General features: G+C 64.7%; 19 protein-coding genes. All 19 read right to left on the bottom strand.

Annotation, left to right across the window (positions count from 1 at the left end; genetic code table 11):
* Positions 1–50: 50 nt before the first annotated feature.
* Positions 51–830 carry a glycosyltransferase gene (locus ACFOMD_RS07655; RefSeq protein ID WP_380859304.1) on the bottom strand — a complete coding sequence of 260 codons (780 nt, stop codon included), beginning with the start codon at positions 828–830 and terminating at the stop codon, positions 51–53.
* Positions 831–832: 2 nt separating this feature from the next.
* Entirely contained in the window at positions 833–1813 is a 981-nt protein-coding gene (locus tag ACFOMD_RS07650) for an NAD-dependent epimerase/dehydratase family protein (protein ID WP_380859301.1), read from the bottom strand.
* Positions 1814–1824: 11 nt separating this feature from the next.
* On the bottom strand, positions 1825–2730 hold the full coding sequence (locus tag ACFOMD_RS07645; protein ID WP_380859298.1) for a glycosyltransferase: 906 nt from the start codon (positions 2728–2730) through the stop codon (positions 1825–1827).
* Between the two features lie 3 nt (positions 2731–2733).
* Positions 2734–3948, bottom strand: a complete 1215-nt coding sequence (locus ACFOMD_RS07640) for a hypothetical protein (RefSeq protein WP_380859295.1) — start codon at positions 3946–3948, stop codon at positions 2734–2736.
* An 88-nt stretch (positions 3949–4036) separates the two neighbouring features.
* Positions 4037–5932 carry an asparagine synthase (glutamine-hydrolyzing) gene (asnB, locus tag ACFOMD_RS07635; RefSeq protein ID WP_380859292.1) on the bottom strand — a complete coding sequence of 632 codons (1896 nt, stop codon included), beginning with the start codon at positions 5930–5932 and terminating at the stop codon, positions 4037–4039.
* A gap of 46 nt (positions 5933–5978) precedes the next feature.
* Positions 5979–7418 (bottom strand): lipopolysaccharide biosynthesis protein, encoded by a 1440-nt coding sequence (locus tag ACFOMD_RS07630; protein WP_380859289.1) that lies wholly within the window; start codon positions 7416–7418, stop codon positions 5979–5981.
* Positions 7419–7563: 145 nt separating this feature from the next.
* Positions 7564–8838, bottom strand: a complete 1275-nt coding sequence (locus ACFOMD_RS07625; RefSeq protein ID WP_380859286.1) for a hypothetical protein — start codon at positions 8836–8838, stop codon at positions 7564–7566.
* 59 nt (positions 8839–8897) lie between these two features.
* Positions 8898–9452, bottom strand: coding sequence for an acyltransferase (locus tag ACFOMD_RS07620; RefSeq protein WP_380859283.1), 555 nt, complete (start codon positions 9450–9452; stop codon positions 8898–8900).
* Positions 9453–11330 carry an asparagine synthase (glutamine-hydrolyzing) gene (asnB, locus tag ACFOMD_RS07615; protein ID WP_380859280.1) on the bottom strand — a complete coding sequence of 626 codons (1878 nt, stop codon included), beginning with the start codon at positions 11328–11330 and terminating at the stop codon, positions 9453–9455.
* A gap of 2 nt (positions 11331–11332) precedes the next feature.
* Entirely contained in the window at positions 11333–12358 is a 1026-nt protein-coding gene (locus ACFOMD_RS07610; RefSeq protein ID WP_380859277.1) for a class I SAM-dependent methyltransferase, read from the bottom strand.
* On the bottom strand, positions 12330–13472 hold the full coding sequence (locus ACFOMD_RS07605) for a DegT/DnrJ/EryC1/StrS family aminotransferase (protein WP_380859274.1): 1143 nt from the start codon (positions 13470–13472) through the stop codon (positions 12330–12332). The genes ACFOMD_RS07610 and ACFOMD_RS07605 overlap by 29 nt, the downstream gene beginning before the upstream one ends.
* Positions 13472–14449 carry an SDR family NAD(P)-dependent oxidoreductase gene (locus ACFOMD_RS07600; protein WP_380859271.1) on the bottom strand — a complete coding sequence of 326 codons (978 nt, stop codon included), beginning with the start codon at positions 14447–14449 and terminating at the stop codon, positions 13472–13474. Before ACFOMD_RS07600 ends, ACFOMD_RS07605 begins: the two co-directional genes overlap by 1 nt.
* 10 nt (positions 14450–14459) lie before the next feature.
* Positions 14460–15665, bottom strand: a complete 1206-nt coding sequence (gene lhgO / locus ACFOMD_RS07595; RefSeq protein ID WP_380859268.1) for an L-2-hydroxyglutarate oxidase — start codon at positions 15663–15665, stop codon at positions 14460–14462.
* The gene (locus ACFOMD_RS07590; protein WP_380859265.1) at positions 15662–16822 is read right to left on the bottom strand and encodes a DegT/DnrJ/EryC1/StrS family aminotransferase; all 1161 of its coding nucleotides are present in this window, start codon (positions 16820–16822) and stop codon (positions 15662–15664) included. Before ACFOMD_RS07590 ends, lhgO begins: the two co-directional genes overlap by 4 nt.
* The gene (locus ACFOMD_RS07585; protein WP_380859262.1) at positions 16807–17391 is read right to left on the bottom strand and encodes an acyltransferase; all 585 of its coding nucleotides are present in this window, start codon (positions 17389–17391) and stop codon (positions 16807–16809) included. The genes ACFOMD_RS07590 and ACFOMD_RS07585 overlap by 16 nt, the downstream gene beginning before the upstream one ends.
* A gap of 13 nt (positions 17392–17404) precedes the next feature.
* Positions 17405–18457, bottom strand: coding sequence for a Gfo/Idh/MocA family protein (locus tag ACFOMD_RS07580; RefSeq protein WP_380859259.1), 1053 nt, complete (start codon positions 18455–18457; stop codon positions 17405–17407).
* A gap of 29 nt (positions 18458–18486) precedes the next feature.
* The gene (locus tag ACFOMD_RS07575) at positions 18487–19782 is read right to left on the bottom strand and encodes a nucleotide sugar dehydrogenase (RefSeq protein ID WP_380859256.1); all 1296 of its coding nucleotides are present in this window, start codon (positions 19780–19782) and stop codon (positions 18487–18489) included.
* Between the two features lie 47 nt (positions 19783–19829).
* On the bottom strand, positions 19830–20957 hold the full coding sequence (gmd, locus tag ACFOMD_RS07570) for a GDP-mannose 4,6-dehydratase (protein WP_380859253.1): 1128 nt from the start codon (positions 20955–20957) through the stop codon (positions 19830–19832).
* A 14-nt stretch (positions 20958–20971) separates the two neighbouring features.
* Positions 20972–21937, bottom strand: a complete 966-nt coding sequence (gene fcl / locus ACFOMD_RS07565) for a GDP-L-fucose synthase (RefSeq protein WP_380859250.1) — start codon at positions 21935–21937, stop codon at positions 20972–20974.
* Between the last annotated feature and the right edge of the window lie 366 nt (positions 21938–22303).

The following is a 22303-nucleotide window of genomic DNA, read 5'->3' as shown; positions in this document are numbered from 1 at the left end:
GGGGCGGTGGCACATCCGCGCCGAAGTGAAGCGATCGACCGCTTTCAGGGCTATTTCAGGATGGTCTGGCGCGTTTCGCCGCGCAGCTTGAAGATCAGGCTGGCGAGATATTTCGTGCCGAGCTTGGTTGCCAGCGCCGCGAACGCGAGCGGCGCCGGCATGTAGCGCCGGTGGGTGGTGAACAGCTCGGCATGCATGCGCAGGCTGGTCTTGTAATTGAGGTTCGAATAGCCGCCGACCTCCATGAAGGTCGCGATCTTCGGCGTGGTGCGCACGCGCGGTTGCTGCGCGAAGATGCGCAGGAAATAGGCGATGTCGGAGCCGCGCAGATCGAGCGCGAAGCGCTCTGACTTCAACAGCGCGGCGCGGCCGAAGGTCGAGAAATGCGGGTTGTTGATGACGAGGTGGGTCAGCCGCCGGCGCGACGACCAGCTGCGCGTGATCCGCGTCACCGCCTCGCCGCTGACATGCGCCGTCGCTGCGACATAGAGGTCGCAGGCCTCGAGATTTTCGATCACCTCACGCGATTTCACCTCGCCGGTGAAGGCGTCGTCGGAGCCGATCCAGCCGATGAACTCGCCGCGCGCGGCGGCAAGGCCCTTGTTCAGCGCGTCGAAGATGCCCTTGTCGCGCTCGCTGACGAAGACGTCGTCCTCGGTCATCCGCTCGGCGATCTGCGCCACCAGCTCGGGCTTCGAGCCGCCGTCGATCAGGACGATCTCGACCTCGCCGCTGTCGTCGAAGGCGCGGACGCTGTCGATCGCCTGGAAGATGCGGGCGTCGTTGAAGCTCGGGATGATGATGCTCAGCCGCTTGGGCCGGCCTGCCATCGTCAGAGGCCTTCCTGCGCCGCGATCCAGTCGACCATCGACCGCAGGCCCTTCTCGAGCGTCACGGTCGGCTTCCAGCCGAGCACCTCGGTCGCCTTCGAATAGTCGGCGCAGCGGCCCTTGTCGCCGACCGGCTTGCTGGCGTCGAAGCGGATGTCGATCTTCGGGTCGACGATGCCGACGATGGTGCGCGCCGCGTCGCCGATCGAGGTGCAGACGTTGGGGCCGATCTGGATCGGCCCGGCGCCGGCGCCCTTCGAAAGGCCCATGACCAGCGCGTCGACGATATCGTCGACATGGACGAAGGCGCGGCCCTGCGTGCCGTCGCCCCACACGTCGAGCACGCCCGTCTGCCGTCCCTGCAACGCGCGATAGGCGATCGCGGGCAGCGCCTGCGCGCGGTTCGACTTATAGTCGCAGGGCGTGCCGTAGACGTTGTGGAAGACCAGCGTCACCGTCTCGATGCCTGCATATTTGGCCATGTAGCCGGCATCGAGCTCGCCCATCAGCTTGCTCCAGCCATAGGCCGACTCCGGATGCGCCGGGAACTGGTCGCTTTCCTTCAGCGGGGCGGCATCGACGCCGCTCTGCAGGTGCAGCGGGAAGGAGCAGGCGGTACCGACATAGACGTAGCGCTTGACGCGCATCATCTCGGCGGCGGTCGCCACCGACGCGTTGATCAGCAGATTCTTGCGGAAAATGCTGCTCTCGTTGGTGAAGACGTAGCCGATGCCGGCGACGATATCGGCGAGGTGGTAGACGCAATCGGCGTCGCGCAGCGCCTCGGCCCAGTCGGAGATCGCCGACAGATCGGCGTTGAGGAACGCCAGCTTGTCGAAATTATCGCCGCAGGTCGCGCGCAGGTTGTCGAGCGAGCCGCGCCACAGATTGTCGATGGCGACGACGTCATGGCCCTCCGACAGCAGCCGGGCGCACAGGTTGGAGCCGATCATCCCGGCGCCGCCGGTGACTACGATTTTCATGACGCGAACCTTTAGATCTGGATCATTCGACCGGAGAGCAGCCGGAACATCACGGCCCTCACCCGGTAGAGAAGCGGGCTGGAGTAATAGGCGAAGAGCAGCTTCATAGTGAGCGGGAAGTTCGGCGACAACAGCACGGGCAGGATACGGCCGGCGCGGAGCGCCGCCAGTCCCTCGACAAAGCGCGCGACATGGTGCTGGACGAAGTCGTTGCCGGTCGCCGTGTCGCGGTATTTCGCGTGGAACAGCTCATAGGCGCGCATGCGCCGCAGAAAGGCGTCCTTCTTCGCGGCATAGCTGACGCCGTAGCCGAACGAATTCCCGCCATGAATGCGATAGTCGTAGAGCGCATCCGGATAATGGAAGTGCCGGCCGAAGGCGCGCAGGTGGAGCTGCGTCCAGGTATCCTCGTTGGGCAGGTCGGTCGGCAGCGGGAACACCCCATCGGCGAGATCGCGCGAGAAGATCAGCACGCCGCCGCTGAAATTGGGCCGGGTGACATCGCGCGGCATGACGAGGCCGTCGAACTTGGGGTCGTCCGACTGGGTGCGCATGGCGGAGGTCGAGAAAGTGGCGCTGCCCTGGTCGATCAGCACCGACAGGCGCTTCTCCAGGCTGTCCGGCGGCAGCGTATCGTCGGCGGCGAAATAGCCGACATAGTCACCATCGGAGAGCTCGAAGGCGCGGTTGTAGGCGAGGTTCTTGCCCTTTTCCTCCAACCGTACCGCCCTGACGCGCGCATCCTCGGCGGCATGGCGTTCGGCGACCGCGAGGCTGCCGTCGGTAGAGCCGTTGTCGACGACGATCAGTTCCCAGTTGCTCCAGCTCTGCCGCCGCACGCTCGCGATCGCCGCATCGAGCCAGGGACCGCCATTGTAGACGGCGAGCAGGATCGAGAGCTTGGACGTTTCGGTCATGGTTTATCCGATTGCGACGGCGTCGCGCCGTGCGTCAGTTGGGGACGGCGCCGCGCCGCGGTTCGCGCGCAGCCAGCCGATCGCGTCGAGGAAAGCGCCCAGTTTCGAATGGGCGATGGTCATGCCGATCAACAGGCCGACGAAGGGCAATCCGACCGGACCGCTGATATATTGGAGGACGAACCAGGCGAAGAGGGCGAGCTTCATCTTGAACCCGGTGCGGGCGACCAGAATGGCGCTGACGAACAATAGCAGGAGGAGAAGCCCGTAAAGCCCAACGGCGGCGGGCAGGCTGCCGAGCCCGCCGCCGCCATAGTAAGCGAAGGCATCGCCGAACCAGGGATGCGCCGCGAACACCGCCAGATACTCGCTGAAGGACTTCAGCCGCTCCGCCGCTGACAGGTCCACGATCTTGAGGGTGTCGCTGCTTAAGCTCGTCGCCAGCGACGCGAAAAGCTGGACGAAGCGCAGCGCGTCGAGGTTGATGCTGCCGGCGAGGACGACCAGCGCGCCGCCGCCGAGCACGACAGCGGATAGCATATAGCGCCATCCGGCAAGGGCGACGACGATGGCGGCGTAGACGATGCCGTAGCCGGCGAGCGACGACAGCAGCAGCGCGACGGTGAGTATCTGCACGACGTGGCGCTGGCGGCCGGTCAGCTCGTGCCAAGCCGTCAGGCGAGTGAGCATGAAGATCGTGAAGATCTGGAAGGCGAAGAACGAGGGTTCCGGCGACAGCGTCGCCGCGCCGCGCCCGCCTGCCGTCAGCATGCTCAGCGCCTCCTCGCTGCGCGAGCGGATGATCAGTCGCTCGACCGCCGCGTTGGTGGTGAAATAGATGGCTGTGAACACGGCATATATCTTCAGCACCGTCGTCACGCGGTACGCGCTGATCAATCCGCGGTTCAGCAGGCCTGCCGCGATCGCGACGAGAAGCAGCCCAAACGAGATCATGCGGTTGACGTTGCCGGCATCGAAGCGATTGGCGGCAAAGCTGGCGATCAGCGCCAGCAGCCCGCCGATGACGATGGCGGCGGCAAACAGCATGTCGCTTCGCCGGACATCGACTCGCCGATCGAACGACGACAGAATTGCCAGCCCTGCGAACAAGAGGGCGAAAAGCGCGAAGGTCGGCTGCGTGTCGGCAAACGGGACGAGCGGAATGAGGAACGGGAAGGCCGCCGCGAGGAAGAGAATGCCTTGGGCCGTGATGCGCATGCGAGCCGCTTTCCAGCCGTAACGGCTTCGATCGATTTTCAACTATCGATGACGGGCGCGACTGGTCAAGCCGCGCCGGCCGTTGCCGTCACTGGGCCTCGATGAACTTCTCATGCCACCTGAAGAAGTTGATCCAGCGCCATATCTGCCACGAGAACGGCCGCTGGCCGGCGACCATCTGGTCGAACTGGCGGAGTACTTCAGGTTGATCGATGAACGGCACTCCGGGATCGCGGGCGAGCCATTGGCGAACCGTCGGCGCCATGCCGAGCAGCCACTCCTTCTCGGGGGTCGCGAAGCCGACCTTGTCGCGACGATCGAGGATTTCATCCGGTACGATGCCGCGCATGGCGGCGCGGAACACATGCTTGGTCTCGCCCTTCGGCGAGATCAGATAGCTTTCGGGCAATGAGAGCAGCAGGTCCGCCATATCGGTGGTCAGGAAGGGGACACGACTCTCGATCGAGAAGCGCATGGAGTTGCGATCACCGTGGCGCAGCAGCGCAGGCAGGCCATTGTGCGTCAGCGAATCCGCCAGCTTGGCAACGACGCGGCGACCGCGCGCTTCGAACGCCGCTTTCTGCATCGGATGGCGGGCCGCGACGCCGCGCTCCTCCAGCGGGCCGCGCCGGATCCACGCGGGGAAGCTGTCCATGCCGTTGAGCTGGCGCAGCTGGTGATGCAGCGATCCGGAGGTGAGCTCCGCCATCAGGCGCTTGACCCCGTCCGCCCGGCTCCGCCCCGGCCACTGCGCCCAGGCGTTAAGAAAGCGCCACGCTTCACCGAGTTCACCGCGCTCGATGAGGCTGCGCAGCCGGTGGCCTGGATATCCATTGTAGCCGGCGAGCAGCTCATCTGCGCCCTGGCCGTCGAGCGTAACCGTAATCCCGGCCTCACGCGCGATGCGGAAGACGCTGTACTGTGCGTAGATGCTCGTGCTGCCGAACGGTTCGCCCTGAACGGCGATCAGATCGTCGAGGTCGGCCGCGAGATCGTCGCCGCCAAGCGTGATCTTGTGGCCATTGGCGCCGACCTGCGTGTTGATCTGATCGACCCATGCCTCTTCGGACATCGGGCTGTTGCGCGCGATGAAGCTGAAGGTGTGGATGGGGTGATCCGGCGCGACGTGCCGCATTGCGCAGACGACCGCCGAGGAGTCGACGCCACCCGAAAGCGCGGCGCCTAGCGGAACATCGCTCCTGAGATGCAGCCGGATGTTCTGCAGGAACTGCTCGCGTACCATCTCGACAGCGGTATCGAAGCTGATATCGCTCCGCTCCGCGATCGAGGGACTCCACCAGCGGAAGGGTTCGCCCAGCCGTCCGCTTTCAAGATCGAGCGTCACCCGGTGGCCGGGGGCCAAGCTTACGACGTCCCGCAGGAAGCTGCTGGTGTCGTTGTCGTACACGCCGTGCACCAGATAGTCGTAAGCGCGTTGCCAGTTGAGTTCGGCGCGCTCGCGCTTCATCGTCCGGAGCGCCGGCAATTCCGAGGCAAAAAGGAAGCGACCGGCTTCGCGTGTGTAGAAGAATGGCTTGATTCCGAACGCATCGCGGACGCAGGTCAGCGTGGCGGCTGCCCGGTCGTGAAGGACGAAGGCGAACATGCCGATCAGCCGATCGAGGCATTCCGCGCGCCATTCGAGCCAGCAGGCCAGCAGCACTTCGGTATCGGAATCCGTCGCGAAGATATGGCCGAGGCCGCGCAGCGTTTCGCGCAGTTCTCGATAGTTATAGATCTCGCCATTGAAGATGAGCGAGAGGCGGCCGCAGCGGCTGTGCATCGGTTGATGGCCGCCCGCCGAGAGATCAATGACGGAGAGGCGGGTGTGGCCAAAGACCACTTCACCGCCACCCTGCGCCGGTGCCCGTTCCAGGCCTGAGTCATTGGGCCCGCGGTGGCCGAGCAACGCGAGTGCGGCTTCAAATGACGGCTGATCCGCCTTTTCGCCTGGGGCGAGCCAGGCGCCGAGAATGCCGCACATGATTTTATCCGTTAAGAGAAGCGAACGCGCCGATCAGGCGCGCTCTCTATAGCGATCTGCGTATCCGCGCAAAGGCTGAGCGCAGCGGCGCTGGGCCCAGCATGCCGCTGAGGCCGGCGGCCGCCGCGAAAGCCGCCAGCAGGCCAACGCGCGAAGATATCGAATAGGCGAAGCCCAGGTCGAGCGTGGCAAGGAATGTCCCTGCCATTGCGACGGCGATGGCGGCAAGGCATGTGACCGACAGCGGGATCCAGCGGATCGGCAGTCGATAGAAATGCTGGCTGGCCGGAACCCAGAGCGCCATGAACAGCAGGCCGCCCCCCAGGGTCGCGATGGCGGCGCCCGGCACACCGAAGGCGTCGATCAGCAGCCAGTTCGCCAGCAGGCTGCCGCTCGCGGAAAGGATGAAGATGTACAGCTGCCAATGCGTCTTGCGCGCGATCGCAAGGCCCGGAAAGAAGATGTACATCTGGCTGAGGACGGCTGCTGGCGCGAGCGCCATGATGAACGGTGCCGCCGCTGCATATTCCGCGTCGGCGAAGATCAGGAGCGCCTCGTCAGCGAAGAGGCCGAGGCCAAGGCAGCCGCCGAGCGCGACGGCGACGAAGCCTTCCATGATCCGCGCAAGGCGCACCGGGGTCTCCGCCTCCCTGTAATGCGCGTAAATGAGCGGCGTGAGCGCCGCCTGGAAGCCCAGGATCGGCAGCGTGACCATGGTGGCGATGCGCGTCGCGACGCCGAACACGCCGACGGCGCCAAGGCCCATCAGCGTGTTGAGCAGGAGGCGGTTGCCGTAAAGCGTGACGAACGTTGCCAGCGCCGAAGGTACCAATGGCGCCGAGAAGCCCAGCATGGTTCGCAGCATTCCGCTGTCGAAGCTGAACGCATAGGTGTCGCGAAGCAGCAGCGCACCCACCGCGACGGCCACCGTGGCAGCGAGCAGTTGCGCGATCAGAATGCCCGCCAGCCCGAGCTCCAGGCCGAAACCGAACGCGATGCCGAAGCTGAGCGTCAGCACGGCATAGACCGAGCTGGCGATCGCATAGTCCTTGCTGCGCAGTTCGAAGCGAAGCTGGTTCTGCATAAGGAAGAAGATGCCGCTCACCGCGATGAACGCAGCGCCGAGCCGGAAAATGTTGGCGCGCTCGGCGCCGCCGAGCAACTGCGCCGCGACCCATGGGGCGGCCATGATCGCCACCGCGAAGGCCAGCAGATAGGCGCCGGCGGTGAACCACAGAGCGGTGCTGGCCATTCGTCGTCGCGCGGCGAGATCGTCGAGATCGTTCAACAGGCGGGCCAGCGCCTGCGAAATCTCAAGCGGCACGACCAGCGCGGCGAGCGTGGCGATCACCAGGATCGTGTCGAGCGCACCATATTCGGACGGCGCCAAGACCCGCGTGTAGATCGGCAGCACGAGCAGCGCGAGGCCGCGCGAAAGCGCCGCCGCCAGGCCGTAGATGACCGTATCGCGCGCCAGCCCCTTCACGGCTCGTCGCCAATCGGAAGGACCGCCGCCCACGGGGCAGGTTGCAGGGGATGGCCGCCAACCCCGCCTTGCTGCCACCCGTTCATATCGGCGCTCATTCCCCTTCTCGTGGCGGTGATAACGCCTTTAGCACGGGCGTTGGCGATCAGCTTGCCGCGAAACGCAGGAAGGCGCGCTCAAGCTCGGGCGAATGCTGCATCTGAAGCGCGCCCGGCCCGCCGCTCTCGACCACCTGCCGAACGATATCGCGGACCTGCGCTTCGGCGAGGCCGCATCCCTCGACATATTCAAAGCCCGGCTCAACCAGCCATTCGTCAGGAATGTCGCCCGACAACAGGCGCAGATAGCGGGTTGAAACGGCGTCGAGCGACCAGGACGCATGGACAAAGTCATGGGCTTCCCGGCCCAGCGACTGCCGATATGCCACATCGTCGATCATCTTCTCGATGGCGGCCTCGAGATGATCGGGATGGACGCAAAGGCTCGGCGGAAGCGCCCATTCCCGCGCGTGCTGCTGAAACTGCGCTGCGGCATAGCTGCCGATGATCGCCGGCTTGCCGACCATGGCGGCTTCCGTCGCGAAGCCCGCCATCGGCGTGTCGGAATAGAGCTGATCGACGATGAAGTCGCATTTACGCAGTTCGTCGATGACCACCGCGTTCGGAACGCCGCGCAGTTCGACGAACTCGATGTTTTTGCCCTTTTCGCGAAGGCGCTCGACCATCGCCCGGATGATCGCGCTGCCCTTGATTTCGGGGTGTGAAGGCGAGTGGAGGATGCGCACGGGGGCGCCCGCGCCGCCATCGACGACCGTGACGAGGTCGGACGGCGGAATCTCGCGCGGCACACCGATCGAAAACCAGTTCACATAGGCCTGGCTGTGAAACTGTCCGGTGAGCGGTGAGTTGACCGAGCGAAAGCCGAAGCGCTCCCGGCGATGCAATTGCCTTGCCATGCGCCGCGCCGCCGACCCCAGCTTCGAAATCTTCGGCCCTCCCGGCACCTGGCAGGCAGGGCCGTCGATATAGGGCGGGCGGATATCGGACCCGCAGTAGATGAAGATCAGCTTGTGACCCAGCGCGCGGTGGAGAACGTCCTCAATCCACGAGTTGGTGATGCTGCGCCCGAAGATGAAGATATAGGAATCGAAACGCGGCAGCGCCCAGAGCAGCACAACCCAACTCCACGCTTGCCAGAGCAGCCACGTCAGCACCTTGAGCGGGAAGTTGTGGCGATTGCGCATGATGAGGCTGCCGAGCGCGAGCCAGACGCGCGGAACCAAGCCGTCACCGGCATATTCATATTTGAACGGATGCGGCAGCGAGACGACGAGCGACACGTCGCAGTTGAGAGCGCGCAACCCGGTGTAGAGCCCGTGCGCGATGCCGGCGATTTCGGTTTTCCCGACGAATATCTTCATGGTGGCCTTCTGCATCGCGGGCGGGAGCCGCAGCGTCGTCTTCGCCCCGCCGGCGGGCGCTAGTCGTAGCGCAGCTGGATGTCGTCGCCGTCGATCTCGACTCGACCGAGCGGTCGCGCGGGGCTTCCGCCGACGATCGTTCGCGGCGGGACGTCGCGATTGACGAAGCTGTTGGCGGCGACCACCGCCTGGGTGCCGATCGTGACGCCGGCGGCGACGATCGACTGGCTGCCGATATAGCAGCAGTCGGCGATGGCGACCGGCGCACGCTTCGGCGGCGCCTTGCCGCCCGACAGCGCCCAGGCAACGGTATCGTGCGTGTAGATCTGGACGCCTGAGGAGATCGAGCAGAATTTGCCAATCGTCAGCCCGGCGGAGCCGTCGAGAACGACGAAGGGTCCGACCCAGGTGCCTTCGCCCACCGAGACGTCACCGAACACCAGCGTGCTATTGTAGATGCTCGCCTTTTCGCCGAAGCCCAGCCGTTCGGCGCGCTCCCAGCGGTCGAAGAAGCCATCCTGGAACGGCAGGCTGCGGTTGAAGCTGTCGGCCAGGCGCGCTTCCTGCTCCGCGTTGAGCTTGCGCAGCGCCTCCGCCAGTTCCTTCGTATCCATCTAGGAGGCGGCCTTGAGGTAGACCTTGCACCACTCCTCGAGATTGAGGAGCGACCAGATGAGCAGGCGGCGATTGCATTGCCCGGCGAGGTGCTCGGAGATCAGCTTCTCCACCGTCGTCCGGTCGAGATAATTGTAGATCGCGGCGTTCTTGTTGAGCAGCGTGCCGCGCACATATTCCATGCTCTCGCCGCGGAACCAGGTCGAATCGGGGGCGGAGAAGCCCTGCTTGCGGCCCTGCGACACGCTGGCGGGGACGTGACGGGCAATCGCCTCGCGCAGGATCATCTTGCCGTCGCGGGTATTCTCGACATAGCGGCCGAGGTCGCCCTCGTCGGCACGCAGCACCTCCTCGAAGTTGCCGAGCTTGTACGACACCGGAAGCTTCATCGCGAAGTCGACGAGGTCGTTGTCGAGGAACGGCACCCGCGATTCGAGGCTGTGCGCCATGCTCAGCTTGTCCTCGACGACCAGCAGGCCGTGCAGGAAGGTCTTCGCCTCGAAGTAAAGCGAGCTGTTGATATAATCCTCGGGCGTTTCGAGCGGGATGCCCGACCCCTTGAAGATATTGTCCATGATATCGCGCGGACGGACATCGCGTACGTCGGCGGCGATCGGCGCGAGCACCGACGCCAGTTCGTCGCCGGGAAGCAGGCGCTGCCAGAAGCCGAAATATTTATCGAGATAGGCATCCGCCGACGTCGCGCGGGCGGCACGATAATAGCGCCACGGATAGCCGGCGAAGATCTCGTCGCCGCCGGTGCCCGACAGCACGACCTTGACGAATTTCGACGCCAGCTTGGCCGCGTAGAAGTTCGGATAGCTCTGCCCGACGCGCGGCTCCTCAAGGTGCCACACCAGGTCGCGCATGCAGCGTTCCATGTCGCCGGCCTTCAGCACCATCTCATAATGTTCGGTACGGAACAGATAGGACATGTGCTCGGCGACCTGACGCTCGTCATAGGCCAGTTCGACGCCCGACACCGAATTGAGGTCAAAGCCCACGGTGAAGGTGTTAATGTAGGGGAGCTGCTTGGCGGCGAGCGCCGTCAGCGTGCCCGAATCGAGGCCGCCGCTCAGGTAGGAGCCGACGGGCACGTCGCTCATCAGCTGGCGGCCGACCGCCTGCTGCAGCAGCCGGTCCAGCTCCTCGACACAGGCCTGGCGGTCACGCGTGATCGCCGGGTCCGACTGGAAGCGATAGTCCCAATAGCGTTCGGGCTTCGCCGATCCGACCCGGCGCGGGTCGACGGTCAGCATGGTGCCGGCAGGCAGCGTCCTGATGCCCTTGAACAGCGTATTTTCGGTGAAGAAGTTCTGGAAGGCGAGATATTCGACGAGGCCTTCGCGGTTCATCGCCGCATGCGCGCCGGGATGGTTGAGGATCGCCTTGATCTCGGACGCGAAAATGAAGCGCTGGTCGTCCTGCCAGTAATAGACCGGCTTGATGCCGTAGCGGTCCCTGGCGATGAACACCGAGCCGTCGGCCCTGTCCCAGATCGCCAGCGCGAACATGCCGTTGAAGCGGCTGACCGCGGCGCGGCCCCACTGCATGTAGGCGTGCAGCACCACTTCGCTGTCGGTGCGCGACTGGAAGCGGTGGCCGAGGCCGGAGAGTTCGACCCTTAGCTCCTGATAATTATAGATTTCGCCATTGTAGACCATGACGAAACGGCCGTCCGGCGAGCTGAGCGGCTGCCGGCCTGCCGTCGACAGATCGATGATCGACAGGCGCCGGTGGCCAAGCCCGACGCTTGAATCAATGAACATGCCCTCATCGTCGGGACCGCGATGGGAAAGCGTGTCGCACATCCGGCGGAGCACCGTCGGCGCGACCGGCGTACCCTCAGCTTCGACGACCCCGACGATACCGCACATGACTAGGCTGTCCGACGCGCCTGGATGGTGATCCCGGCGTCCTCGACGACCTCACGCTCGATCTCGAGCCCGGCCTCGCGGCACCACTGCCGCACCTGCTCGGGCGTCTGGCGCGCGGCGTTGCGCGGCGCGTACCAGTCGAAGTTGATGTGGTTCATCTCGTCGAGCGTCAGGTCTTCGCGATAGAAGGCCTTGAACACATGCCAGTAGAACAGCCGCTGGAGGTTGATCTTGCCGGCCGGGATTTCGAGCAGCGAGATTTCCTCGGGGACGGTCAACTCGATGTTCAGTTCGCCGAGCGCCTGGCCGAGCTTGGTCAGCGGCATCATCAGCTCCCACGCCTGCTCCGGCGCGATCGGCTCGAGCTTGTCGCGGATGTAGTCGTCGGTGAACTCGCGGATCGGGCCCTTGGTCTTGTAGACGTAGAATAGGAAGCGGCCGCCGACCTTCAGGCGGCGCGCCAGGCTCTTCAGGGCGCGCTCGGTCGAGTCGGTATGATGCAGCACGCCTTCCGAGAAGATGACGTCGACCGAACCCTCGGGAAGCGGCAGGTCGGTGATGTCGGCCTGCATGAAGCCGGCGTCGAGGCCCGCCTTCTCGAAGCGGTCACGCGCGACATCGACCGCCGTGGAGATATCGACGCCGAGGTAGCGGATGCGCGGCACGGCTGGCGCGAACAGCTCAAGCCCCGACATGCCCGCGCCGCAGCCCGCATCGACGACCAGCGGCTTGTCGCCATGGTCCTTCCACCAGCCGGCATTCGGCACGTCGCCGTAGCGCTCGATCAGCCATTCCTTCATGCGGCGGAGCGAAGCTTCCGACTCGAAGGTGTCGCGCTTTTCCCACTTGAAGCCGAAGGTCGACTTGGTCTGCTCCTGCTGGTCCGAGGCGAGGCTCAGTTCGCGCAGGATGTCGTTGCGCCGCACGAAGGCGCGGCCGCCGAGGTCGGCCTGGCCGCCTTCCGGAAGCGCGCCGAACAGGTCGCCGAGCCAGCCCGGCTCAGATCGAGAGAAGGGCGTCGACGACATAGTCATAATCTTCCTTGGTCATGCGGTTGTGCAGCGGGATCGCCATCGTGTTGGCATCGCAGTCGCGCGCACCCGGAAAATCCGCGTCCTGCAGATCATATTTTTCGCGGTAGAGGTTGAGCATGTGGACCGCGTGGGTACCTGGGCGGGTCGCGATGCCGCGCTCCTTCAGATACTCCATGATCTCGTTGCGCGGACGCGGGCTCTTCGCCGGATCGACGTAGCAGACGAACGCCTGCCAGGCGTGACGGCCATCGGCCGGCTCCTGCGGGAGCTGCAGCCAGTTGAGGTGGCCGAGCCGCTCGCGATAGTAGCTCGCCCAGGTCGCGCGTTCCTCGATGAAGCGATCGAGCTTGCCGAGCTGGACGATACCCACGGCCGCCTGGATGTCGGTCATGCGGTAGTTGAAGCCCAGCAGGTTGAACTGCGGCAGCAGGTAGGGGCGCGGGCCGGCGTGGCGCTGCTGTTCCGACACGGTCGCGCCGTGGTTGCGAAGCTGGTCGGCGATCTCGGCAAGCGCCGCGTCGTTCGTCGTCACCATGCCGCCTTCGCCCGTCGTGATCGACTTGCGCGGGTGGAAGGAGAAGACGGCGGCGTCGCCGAGCGCGCCGGCGCTGCGGCCCTTGTAGGTGGCGCCGGCGGCGCAGGCGCCGTCCTCGATGATCTTCACATGCGCGGGCAGGGCTGCGCGGATCGCATCGATATCGGCGCACAGGCCGAACAGATGGACCGGGATGATCGCCTTGGTGCGCGGCGTGACCTTGGCGGCGATCGCCGCGACGTCGATGTTGAAGGTCGTCGTGTCGACATCGACGAAAACCGGGGTCGCACCGCAGTAGAGCACGACGTTGGCGGTGGCGATCCAGGTGAAGGCCGGGACGATGACCTCGTCGCCTGGGCCGATGCCCATTGCGGCCAGCGCCAGATGCAGGCCGGTCGTGCACGAGGTGACCGCCAGCGCATGGCCGACGTCATGCCGGTCGGCGAACTGGCGCTCGAACGCCGACACCTTCGGGCCGCTGGTCAGCCAGCCGCTCTGCAGCGGCTCGCGGACGGCGTTCCACTCGTCGTCGCCCGTCGAGGGCAGCGAGATCGCGATGTTGCGCGTTTCCATCAATACTGACCCTTGTTGGCTTCGCGCCAGGCGATAAGGTCGAGCAGGCCCTCACGAAGGCCGTCGCTGAAACGGAAACCGAGATCGCGCGCCGCCTTTTCGGGGCAACCGATGCGGTTCTGCACCATCCGGCGCGCGTCGTCGGCGCTGTAGGGCTTGTAGGTCACCGTGATGTCCGACTGCTTCAGCTCGAGGATCAGGTCGCACAGCTCCCCGATGCTTGTCTGGACGCCGGTGCCAACGTTGTAGAACTCGTCGACCGCTTCCGACTGCAGCGCGAGCACGTTGCAGCGCGCCACGTCCTTCGCCGACACGAAGTCATAGGCCTGGCTGCCGTCGCCGTTGATGACCGGCGCCTCGTTGGCGTCGATCTTGTTCAGCATGATCGGAATGACGCCGGTGTAGGCGGCCGTCTGGTCCTGGTGCGGGCCGTAGACGTTCATGTAGCGCAGCCCGACGTAGCTCAGGTTGTAGCGGTCGTGGTAGGCGCGGCACATCGCTTCGCCGGCGATCTTGGTCGCGCCGTAGAAGTTGCGGTTGTTGAACGGATGCTCCTCGGTCATCGGTACCTGCGACGCGTCGCCATAGACCGACGCCGACGAGGAATAGACCAGCCGCTCGATGTTGTTGCGCACGCACGCCTCGAGAACGTTGAACGTGCCCTCGATGTTGACGTTGAAGGCGGTGCGCGGGAAATCCTTGCAATGCAGCAGCCACATCGCCGCGAGGTGGATGACGGCGTCGCTCTCGCGCACGGCCGCGTCGAGCACGTCGACATCGCGGATATCGCCGCCCGCCGCGAAGATCGAACAGCGCGGATCGGCGAGCAGGTGCTCGATGTTGCTCTTCTTACCGCGCGCGAAATTGTCATAGATCACGACCGACGCGACATCGGTCGCCAGCAGTTCCTCGACGACGTGGCTGCCGATGAACCCGGCGCCGCCGATGACCAATATCCTCTTTCCGGTAAGTTGCATTGCCCAGTCCTTAATTAGCCATCAGCCGGTCGGCGAGCATGCCAGCCACCGCGAAGGAGCTGGTGAAGGCCGGCGAGATCGAGTTCAGCACGTGAAGCGAGCGACGGCCATCCTCCACAATGAAATCCATTTCAAGCCTGTGCGTGCGCGTATTGACCAGTTGGGGCCGGATGCCGACCTTTTTCGTCGGGCTGATCCACTCCGGTCTCAGCTCGCGAACCAGTTTCGCGGCCGAGGCGCGGAAGCCGGGTGCGGTGAGGTGCGGCAACTCCTTGTGGACGAGACGCCGGAAGCCCTGATGGTTGCGCAGATACATGCCGCCAAGCTGCATCAGGGTCAGCGCGGTTTCCACCGGCTCGGTGCCTCGAAGTCCCTCGTAATTCTCGCGGCCCAGCGCCGGGATGGCGCTCGGCCCGATATAGACATCGTTCTTGATCGACCGCGTGAAATGGATGCCGAGGAAGGGCAGATTGGGGTCGGGCACCGGGTAGATGCTCGCGCGCACCAGATGCGCTGCATCCGGCGTCAGCTTGTAGTAGATGCCCTTGAACGGCAGCAGCCGATAGTCGCCGCCGGCGCCGGTCAGCTTGGCGACGCTGTCGGCATGTGCCCCGGCGCTGTTGAGCAGTCGGCCGAAGCTCAGCTCATTCGACGGCGTGCGCAGCCTGCCGGCGGCCTCGTCGATCGATGCGACGCCTTCGCCGAGAACGAAGACGACGTTCTGTTCGGCGAGCTCACGCTGCAGCGCGGCCATCACCGCCGGCGAATCGATCACCGCCGTGTCGGGGCAGAAGATGCCGCCGAACTCCGATCGGGCGTGCGGCTCGATCGCCGTCACCTCTTCCGGGCCGATCCGCTCGGCGCGGATGCCCGAGGCGGCTGCGTTGGCAAGCAGGGCCGTCATCCCGGCCTGGGTATGCGCCGACGAGGGGATGATCAGCTTGCCGTCGCGGCGAACGTCGATACCCCGCTCGGTCGCATAGTCGAACAGCGCCTCGGCGCCAGCCTTGCAGAACTGCGCCTTGAGCGTTCCGGGGGCGTAGTAGATGCCGGTGTGCAGTACGCCGCTGTTGCGCCCGCTGGCGTGCAGGCCGAGCCGTGATTCCTTGTCGACGATGGCGATCTTCGTGGACGGGGCGCGCTTCAGGATTTCGCGCGCGGTCGTAAGACCGATGATCCCGCCCCCGACGATCACATAGTCGTAGGCTGTATTCACGCAGTGGCTTCCACCAGCGCCTGAACGACGCGATCCTGGTCGCTTGCCGTCAGGTCGGGGCCCATCGGCAAGCTCATCACATACTGGCTCATCCATTCGGAAATCGGCGCGTCGGTCGCCGGGCCAAGGCCGGCATAGGCCGGCTGGAGGTGAAGCGGGATCGGATAATGGACCGCTGTCGGGACGCCCTTCGCCGCGAGCTTCGCCGCGACCGCCTCGCGGTCGGGGCAAGCGACGGTGAACTGGGCGTGTACATGCGTCGATTCATTGATGCACGACAGCAGGCGCAGACCCTGAAGCGGGCTGCCCACGTCCTCGGCGGACGGGGCGGGCGCATTGCCGATCGCGGCCTGGATCAGCCCGCGGTAGCGATCACCGATCTGCGCCCGCAGCTCCACTTCGCGCTCGAAACGGTCCATCTTGGCGAGGACGATGGCGCATTGCAGCGTATCCATGCGGCCGCCGACCCCGATGCGGGTGTGGGTGTAGCGTTTGCTCTGCCCGTGGACGCGGATTTCCCGGCAGGCCTGGGCGAGCGCATCGTCGCTGGTGAAGATCGCGCCGCCGTCGCCGTAGCAGCCGAGCGGCTTGCTCGGGAAGAAGCTGGTGCAGCCGATCGTCGAGAGGTTGCAGCTCTTGCGGCCGCGATATTCGGCGCCGAAGCTCTGCGCGGCATCCTCTATGACCGGAATGTCGCCGTGGCGCGCCGCGACCGCGTTGATCGCGTCCATGTCCGGGAGCTGGCCGTAGAGGCTGACCGGCATGATCGCTTTGGTGCGCGGCGTGATCGCCGCCTCGATCAGCGCGGCGTCGATATTGCAGGTCTCGGGCTTGATATCGACGAAGACCGGCGTGGCGCCGAGCAGCGCAATGACCTCGACGGTGGCCGCGAAGGTGAAGGGCGTCGTGATCACCTCGTCACCGCGGCCGATGCCGAGCGCCATGAGGCTGATCAGCAGCGCCTCGGTGCCGCTCGCGACGGTGATGCAGTGGCGGGCGCCGGTATAGGCTTCCAGCCGCTCCTCGAGTTCGCGAACCTCGGGTCCCATGATGTACTGGCCGTGGTCGAGCACGCGGTTGATGCGGGCCTGAACCTCGGGCTTCAGCGCCTGATACTGGCTTTTCAGGTCGATGAAGGGAATCATTGCGGCTGACATATGACCTCGCCGTTCTGCAGTTTGTAGGTAGCGCCCGTCTCCGGACAGATGGTTTCCGCATCGCCGGTCAGCGGCAGCGCCAGGCGCTCGCCGTGCCGGCTCATCCAGCCGATCTGACGGGCGGGCACGCCTGCCATCAGCGCATAGGCGGGAACGTCCTTGTTGATCACCGCGCCGGCGGCGACGAAGGCATATTCGCCGACGGTGCTGCCGCAGACGATGGTGCAGTTGGCGCCGAGCGTCGCACCTTTGCGCACCAGCGTGCGGCGATACTCGTTCTTCCGCTCGACAGCGCTGCGCGGGTTGTAGACGTTGGTGAAGACCATGCTCGGCCCGCAGAACACATCGTCCTCGAGCGTTACCGCGTCATAGACGCTGACGTTGTTCTGGATTTTCACATTGTCGCCAATGACGACGTCGTTGCCGACGAAGACATTCTGGCCAAGCGAGCAGCCGCTGCCGATGCGCGCCTGGCCGCAAACGTGAACCCAGTGCCAGACGCGCGAACGCTCGCCGATCTGGGCGCCCTCGTCGACGATCGCCGTCGGATGAATGGAAATGGTTGTCATCCCGACCTGCCGATCAATGCTCGAGCGGCAGGCTGACGGTCTTGCCGTCGCGGGCCGACAGATAGGCGGCGATCAGCAGCTCGAGCGACTTCAGCCCCTCGCGGCCGTCGGTTGCTGCCTCGCTGCGGCCGCGCATCACGTCGACGACGTTCTTGTAATAGAGCGGATGGCCGAAGCCGTAGACCGAGGTGGTCTCGTAATTGGCCGTCTTGATCTCGGCATCATAGTCGCGCGGCTCGTCGAAATCCCACATCTGGATGTCGTTGACCGCGACGCCGCCGATCCGGACGGTGCCCTTCTCGCCGAGGATGGTGATGCTGCCCTCGAGATTCTGCGGATAGGTCAGCATGGTCACGCTCATCGAGCCGAGCGCGCCGCTGCGCCAGCGAATGTTGAGCACGCCGGTGTCCTCGACCTCGATGTCGCGGGTGGTGCTCATCATCGCCTGCACCTTATCGACCGGCCCGATCAGCCAGTCGAGCAGATCGACGTAGTGGCTGGCCTGGTTCATGAAGGCGCCGCCATCGAACTCCCACGTGCCGCGCCACTTGGCCTGGTCGTAGTAGGACTGCGGGCGGGTCCAGAACACGTTCAGATGGACCATGTGAATCTTGCCGAAGCGCTTCTCGTCGACGGCGCGCTTCAGCAGCTGAAGCGTGGTGTTGCGGCGGTTCTGCTTGACGACGAACAAGCGCACGCCGGCCTCGTCGCAGGCCTTCACCATGCGGACGCCGTCGTGCCAGCGGGTCGCCATCGGCTTTTCGGTGACGACATGAACCTTGTGACGGGCGGCGATCACCGCCTGGTCGGGGTGGATGCCGCTCGGCGTGCAGAGCACGACCATGTCGAGCTGCTCGCTGGTCAGCATCTCCTCAAGATCAAGATAGCCCTTCACGCCATATTTCTCGACATGAGCACGCAGCGTTTCGGGGTCGTTGTCGCAGACCGCGGCGAGTTCGAGATCGTCGCCATGCTTCTCAACCGAGCCGAAATGATTGCTCGAAATGCGGCCGCAGCCGACGATCGCCAGGCGAATCTTGCGATCGGTGATTGCTTGATAATGCATCGTGGTTCCCAAAGCCTTGTGCGATCCGCCTAGAGGCGAAATACCGTGAAGCCGGCGTCGCCGGCGGCGTGGCGATTGTAGAGTGCCTTTACGTCGGCGAGGACAGGCTTGTCGCCCCGGCACAGGGCCCGGAGCGCTTCCGGCGCCATGCCGGCGAACTCCTTGTGCCCCACCGCGACGACCAGCGCATCGACCGGATGGTCGGCATCGACCGTGCCGAGCTTGATCCCATATTCATGTTCGACCTCGGCCGGGTCCGCCCAGGGATCGCTGACGATGACGTTGACGTTCCACTTCTGCAGCTCGGCGATCAGGTCGGTCACCTTGCTGTTGCGGATGTCGGGGCAATTCTCCTTGAAGGTGATGCCCAGTACGCCGACGGTGCTGCGCGGCACGTCGATGCCGTTGTTCAGCATGTGCTTGATCACGTTGCGCGCTACGTAGCGCGCCATATTGTCGTTGATCCGGCGTCCGGCGAGGATCACCTGCGGATTGTAGCCGACCTCTTCCGCCTTGTGGGTAAGGTAATAGGGGTCGACGCCGATGCAGTGGCCGCCGACCATGCCGGGGCGGAACGGCAGGAAGTTCCACTTGCTGCCCGCGGCCTCCAGCACTTCGAGCGTATCGATGCCGAGCCGGTCGAAAATCACCGACAGCTCGTTTACCAGCGCGATGTTGAGGTCGCGCTGCGTGTTCTCGATCACTTTCGCGGCTTCGGCGACGCGCAGGCTGGTGGCCTTGAACGTGCCGGCGGTAATGATCGCGGCATAGAGGTCGTCGACGGCCTTCGCCGCTTCGGGCGTTGATCCGCTGGTTACCTTACGGATCTTGGTTAGCGTATTGACCTTGTCGCCCGGATTGATGCGCTCCGGGCTATAGCCGCAGAAGAAGCCCTCGTTGAACTTCAGGCTGGACATCTTCTCGAGCACCGGCACGCACACTTCCTCGGTACAGCCGGGGAAGACCGTCGATTCATAGATGACCAGCGCGCCGGGGCGGATCACCTTGCCGACCGTCTCGCTGGCGCGGATCAGCGGCGTCAGGTCGGGCCGGTTCACCTTGTCGATCGGTGTTGGCACCGTGACGATGAACACCGAACAGTCGCGCAGCGCCTCGAGGTCGGTGCTGAACGTAAGATGCTTCGACGTCGCGAGTTCCTCGGAGGTCACCTCGAGCGTGCTGTCGCGCCCCGCGCGCAGCTCGGCGACTCGCGCTTCGTCGATGTCGAAGCCAAGCACCGGGCGTAGCTTGCCGAACTCCGCCGCCAGCGGCAGGCCGACGTATCCGAGGCCGATGACGGCGATCTTTGCGTCGTCGATGTTCATCTATGGTCGCTTCCGGCTGTCTCAGGTGGTTGGCGGTAGAGGGTCGACTATTCGAGGCTGATGTTCACGCGAAAGCCGCTTTCTTTCAGCAGCGCATCGCGACGCGCGGCCTCGAGGTCATGCTTGACCATCTCCGCGCACATTTCCTGAACGGTGATCTCCGGCACCCAGCCGAGCTTCTCGCGCGCCTTCGACGGGTCGCCGAGCAGCGTTTCGACCTCGGTCGGGCGGAAGTAGCGCGGATCGACGCGAGCGATGACATCACCGACCTTCAGCGCCGGAGCGAGATCGCCCTCGATACCCGCCACGACCGCGCGTTCGTCGACGCCTTCGCCCTCGAAGCGCAGGCTGATGCCCAGCTCCTTGGCGCTCCATTCGATGAACTGGCGCACGCTGAACTGCACGCCGGTCGCGATCACGAAGTCTTCCGGCTGGTCCTGCTGCAGCATCATCCACTGCATGCGGACATAGTCCTTGGCGTGTCCCCAGTCGCGCAGCGCGTCGAGGTTGCCCATGTACAGGCAGTCCTCGAGGCCGATCGCGATATTGGCGATGCCGCGGGTGATCTTGCGCGTGACGAAGGTCTCGCCGCGGCGCGGGCTCTCGTGATTGAACAGGATGCCGTTGCAGGCATACATGCCGTACGCCTCGCGGTAGTTCACCGTGATCCAGTAGGCATAGAGCTTGGCGACGGCATAAGGACTGCGCGGATAGAAGGGCGTGGTCTCGCGCTGCGGGGTTTCCTGCACCAGGCCGTAGAGTTCGCTGGTGCTCGCCTGGTAGAAGCGCGTCGTCTTCTCGAGGCCGAGGATGCGGATCGCCTCCAGCAGGCGAAGCGTGCCGATCGCATCGACGTCGGCCGTATATTCGGGGCTCTCGAAGCTGACCGCGACATGGCTCTGCGCGCCGAGATTGTAGATCTCGTCGGGCTGCGTTTCCTGAATGATGCGGATCAGGTTGCTCGCATCCGACAGGTCGCCGTAGTGCAGCTTGAACGGCACGCCAACCTTATGCTCGTCGTGATAGATATGATCGACCCGCTGCGTGTTGAACGAGGAGGCGCGGCGCTTGATGCCGTGAACGACATAGCCCTTCTCGAGCAGGAATTCGGCGAGATATGAGCCGTCCTGCCCCGTCACGCCTGTAATCAACGCGACCTTCTTACCGTCGATCATGTTTCCGTCGTCTTTCAATGCGTCTGGTGCGCGAGGAAGTCGGCATAGGCGTGCCGAAGGCCGTCCTCCAGCGGAATCCGCGGCGCCCAGCCGAGCCCGCGAAGTCGGGAGCTGTCCATGAGCTTGCGCGGCGCGCCGTCCGGCTTCGTCGCGTCGAACACGATGTCGCCCTCATAGCCGACAACGCGTTGAACCAGCAAGGCGAGCTCCCCGATCGACACATCGTCGCCGTAGCCGACGTTGATGTGGCTGATCATCGGCTCGACGCTGGCGTGGTAGACGGCGGTCGGCAGGTTCATCACATGGACGCTGGCTGCCGCCATGTCGTCGGCGTGGAGAAATTCGCGCCGCGGCGTGCCGCTGCCCCAAATGGCAACGCTCGGCGCCTTCGCCTCGCGCGCTTCGTGAAAGCGGCGGATCAGCGCCGGGATCACGTGCGAGTTCTCCGGGTGATAATTGTCGCCCGGCCCATAGAGATTGGTCGGCATGACGCTGCGATAGTCGCAGCCATGCTGGCGATTGTAGCTTTCGCAAAGCTTGATGCCTGCGATCTTCGCGATGGCGTAGGGCTCGTTGGTCGGCTCCAGCGTGCCGGTCAGCAAAGCATCCTCGCGCATCGGCTGGGCCGCGAGGCGCGGATAGATGCAGCTCGAGCCCAAGAACAGCAGCCGGCCAACCCCGTTTCGGAAGGCGGCGTTGATCACGTTGCACGCGATCATCAGGTTTTCGTAGATGAAGTCGGCCGGATAGCTGTTGTTCGCGTGGATGCCGCCGACCTTGGCGGCAGCGAGGTAGACCTCCGCCGGCTTTTCCGCTGCCATGAACGTATCGACAGCGCGCTGATCCGCAAGATCGAGTTCCGCGCGCGTACGGATGATGATCGTGTCGCGCGGGTGCCCGGCTTCGATCAACGCGCGCGTGATCGCAGATCCTACCATGCCCCGGTGGCCGGCAACGAAGATTCGGGGGGCGGCGCTCATCGCGCGTCCCTTTCGCCGACCTTCTCCATCCGTTCAAACCTGTCTGCGGCCATTACCGCCTGATCCGTCCCTAGCTTGCTTCTCATCGACATACCGAATTCCTGCCGCGCCTTGCGACTGCGGCGCGTTCCGCGCTTCCGGCGAACAGGGCGACAAGGACGGGTTGGCACGCCGCAGGGGCTCGACACGTCGTTTCATCGATCTGCTATTCGGTCGCGCTCGGATCGTTCAGCCCCACCAAAGCCCAACGCTCGCGATGAGGGCGGGCATTGAAAACTGCTCTACGGAGCGATCTCGCATCGTTTCCGCACCGACCCGCGGCGCCAATACCAGCGGCCAAGGCTAATTGTAAAGGCGTTCAGCGGC

This window comes from Sphingoaurantiacus capsulatus, assembly GCF_042648405.1.
Classification (GTDB): Bacteria; Pseudomonadota; Alphaproteobacteria; order Sphingomonadales; family Sphingomonadaceae; genus Sphingoaurantiacus; species Sphingoaurantiacus capsulatus.
Note: the sequence above shows the minus strand (reverse complement) of the source record. Positions and strands in the feature narration are given on the sequence as shown.

Excerpts from the sequence above, each read along its gene's own strand:
- ACFOMD_RS07655 (WP_380859304.1), bottom strand. The coding sequence starts at position 830 with ATGGCAGGCCGGCCCAAGCGGCTGAGCATCATCATCCCGAGCTTCAAC.
- ACFOMD_RS07650 (WP_380859301.1), bottom strand. The coding sequence starts at position 1,813 with ATGAAAATCGTAGTCACCGGCGGCGCCGGGATGATCGGCTCCAACCTG.
- ACFOMD_RS07645 (WP_380859298.1), bottom strand. The coding sequence starts at position 2,730 with ATGACCGAAACGTCCAAGCTCTCGATCCTGCTCGCCGTCTACAATGGC.
- ACFOMD_RS07640 (WP_380859295.1), bottom strand. The coding sequence starts at position 3,948 with ATGCGCATCACGGCCCAAGGCATTCTCTTCCTCGCGGCGGCCTTCCCG.
- asnB (WP_380859292.1), bottom strand. The coding sequence starts at position 5,932 with ATGTGCGGCATTCTCGGCGCCTGGCTCGCCCCAGGCGAAAAGGCGGAT.
- ACFOMD_RS07625 (WP_380859286.1), bottom strand. The coding sequence starts at position 8,838 with ATGAAGATATTCGTCGGGAAAACCGAAATCGCCGGCATCGCGCACGGG.
- ACFOMD_RS07620 (WP_380859283.1), bottom strand. The coding sequence starts at position 9,452 with ATGGATACGAAGGAACTGGCGGAGGCGCTGCGCAAGCTCAACGCGGAG.
- asnB (WP_380859280.1), bottom strand. The coding sequence starts at position 11,330 with ATGTGCGGTATCGTCGGGGTCGTCGAAGCTGAGGGTACGCCGGTCGCG.
- ACFOMD_RS07610 (WP_380859277.1), bottom strand. The coding sequence starts at position 12,358 with ATGTCGTCGACGCCCTTCTCTCGATCTGAGCCGGGCTGGCTCGGCGAC.
- ACFOMD_RS07605 (WP_380859274.1), bottom strand. The coding sequence starts at position 13,472 with ATGGAAACGCGCAACATCGCGATCTCGCTGCCCTCGACGGGCGACGAC.
- ACFOMD_RS07600 (WP_380859271.1), bottom strand. The coding sequence starts at position 14,449 with ATGCAACTTACCGGAAAGAGGATATTGGTCATCGGCGGCGCCGGGTTC.
- ACFOMD_RS07590 (WP_380859265.1), bottom strand. The coding sequence starts at position 16,822 with ATGTCAGCCGCAATGATTCCCTTCATCGACCTGAAAAGCCAGTATCAG.
- ACFOMD_RS07585 (WP_380859262.1), bottom strand. The coding sequence starts at position 17,391 with ATGACAACCATTTCCATTCATCCGACGGCGATCGTCGACGAGGGCGCC.
- ACFOMD_RS07580 (WP_380859259.1), bottom strand. The coding sequence starts at position 18,457 with ATGCATTATCAAGCAATCACCGATCGCAAGATTCGCCTGGCGATCGTC.
- ACFOMD_RS07575 (WP_380859256.1), bottom strand. The coding sequence starts at position 19,782 with ATGAACATCGACGACGCAAAGATCGCCGTCATCGGCCTCGGATACGTC.
- gmd (WP_380859253.1), bottom strand. The coding sequence starts at position 20,957 with ATGATCGACGGTAAGAAGGTCGCGTTGATTACAGGCGTGACGGGGCAG.
- fcl (WP_380859250.1), bottom strand. The coding sequence starts at position 21,937 with ATGAGCGCCGCCCCCCGAATCTTCGTTGCCGGCCACCGGGGCATGGTA.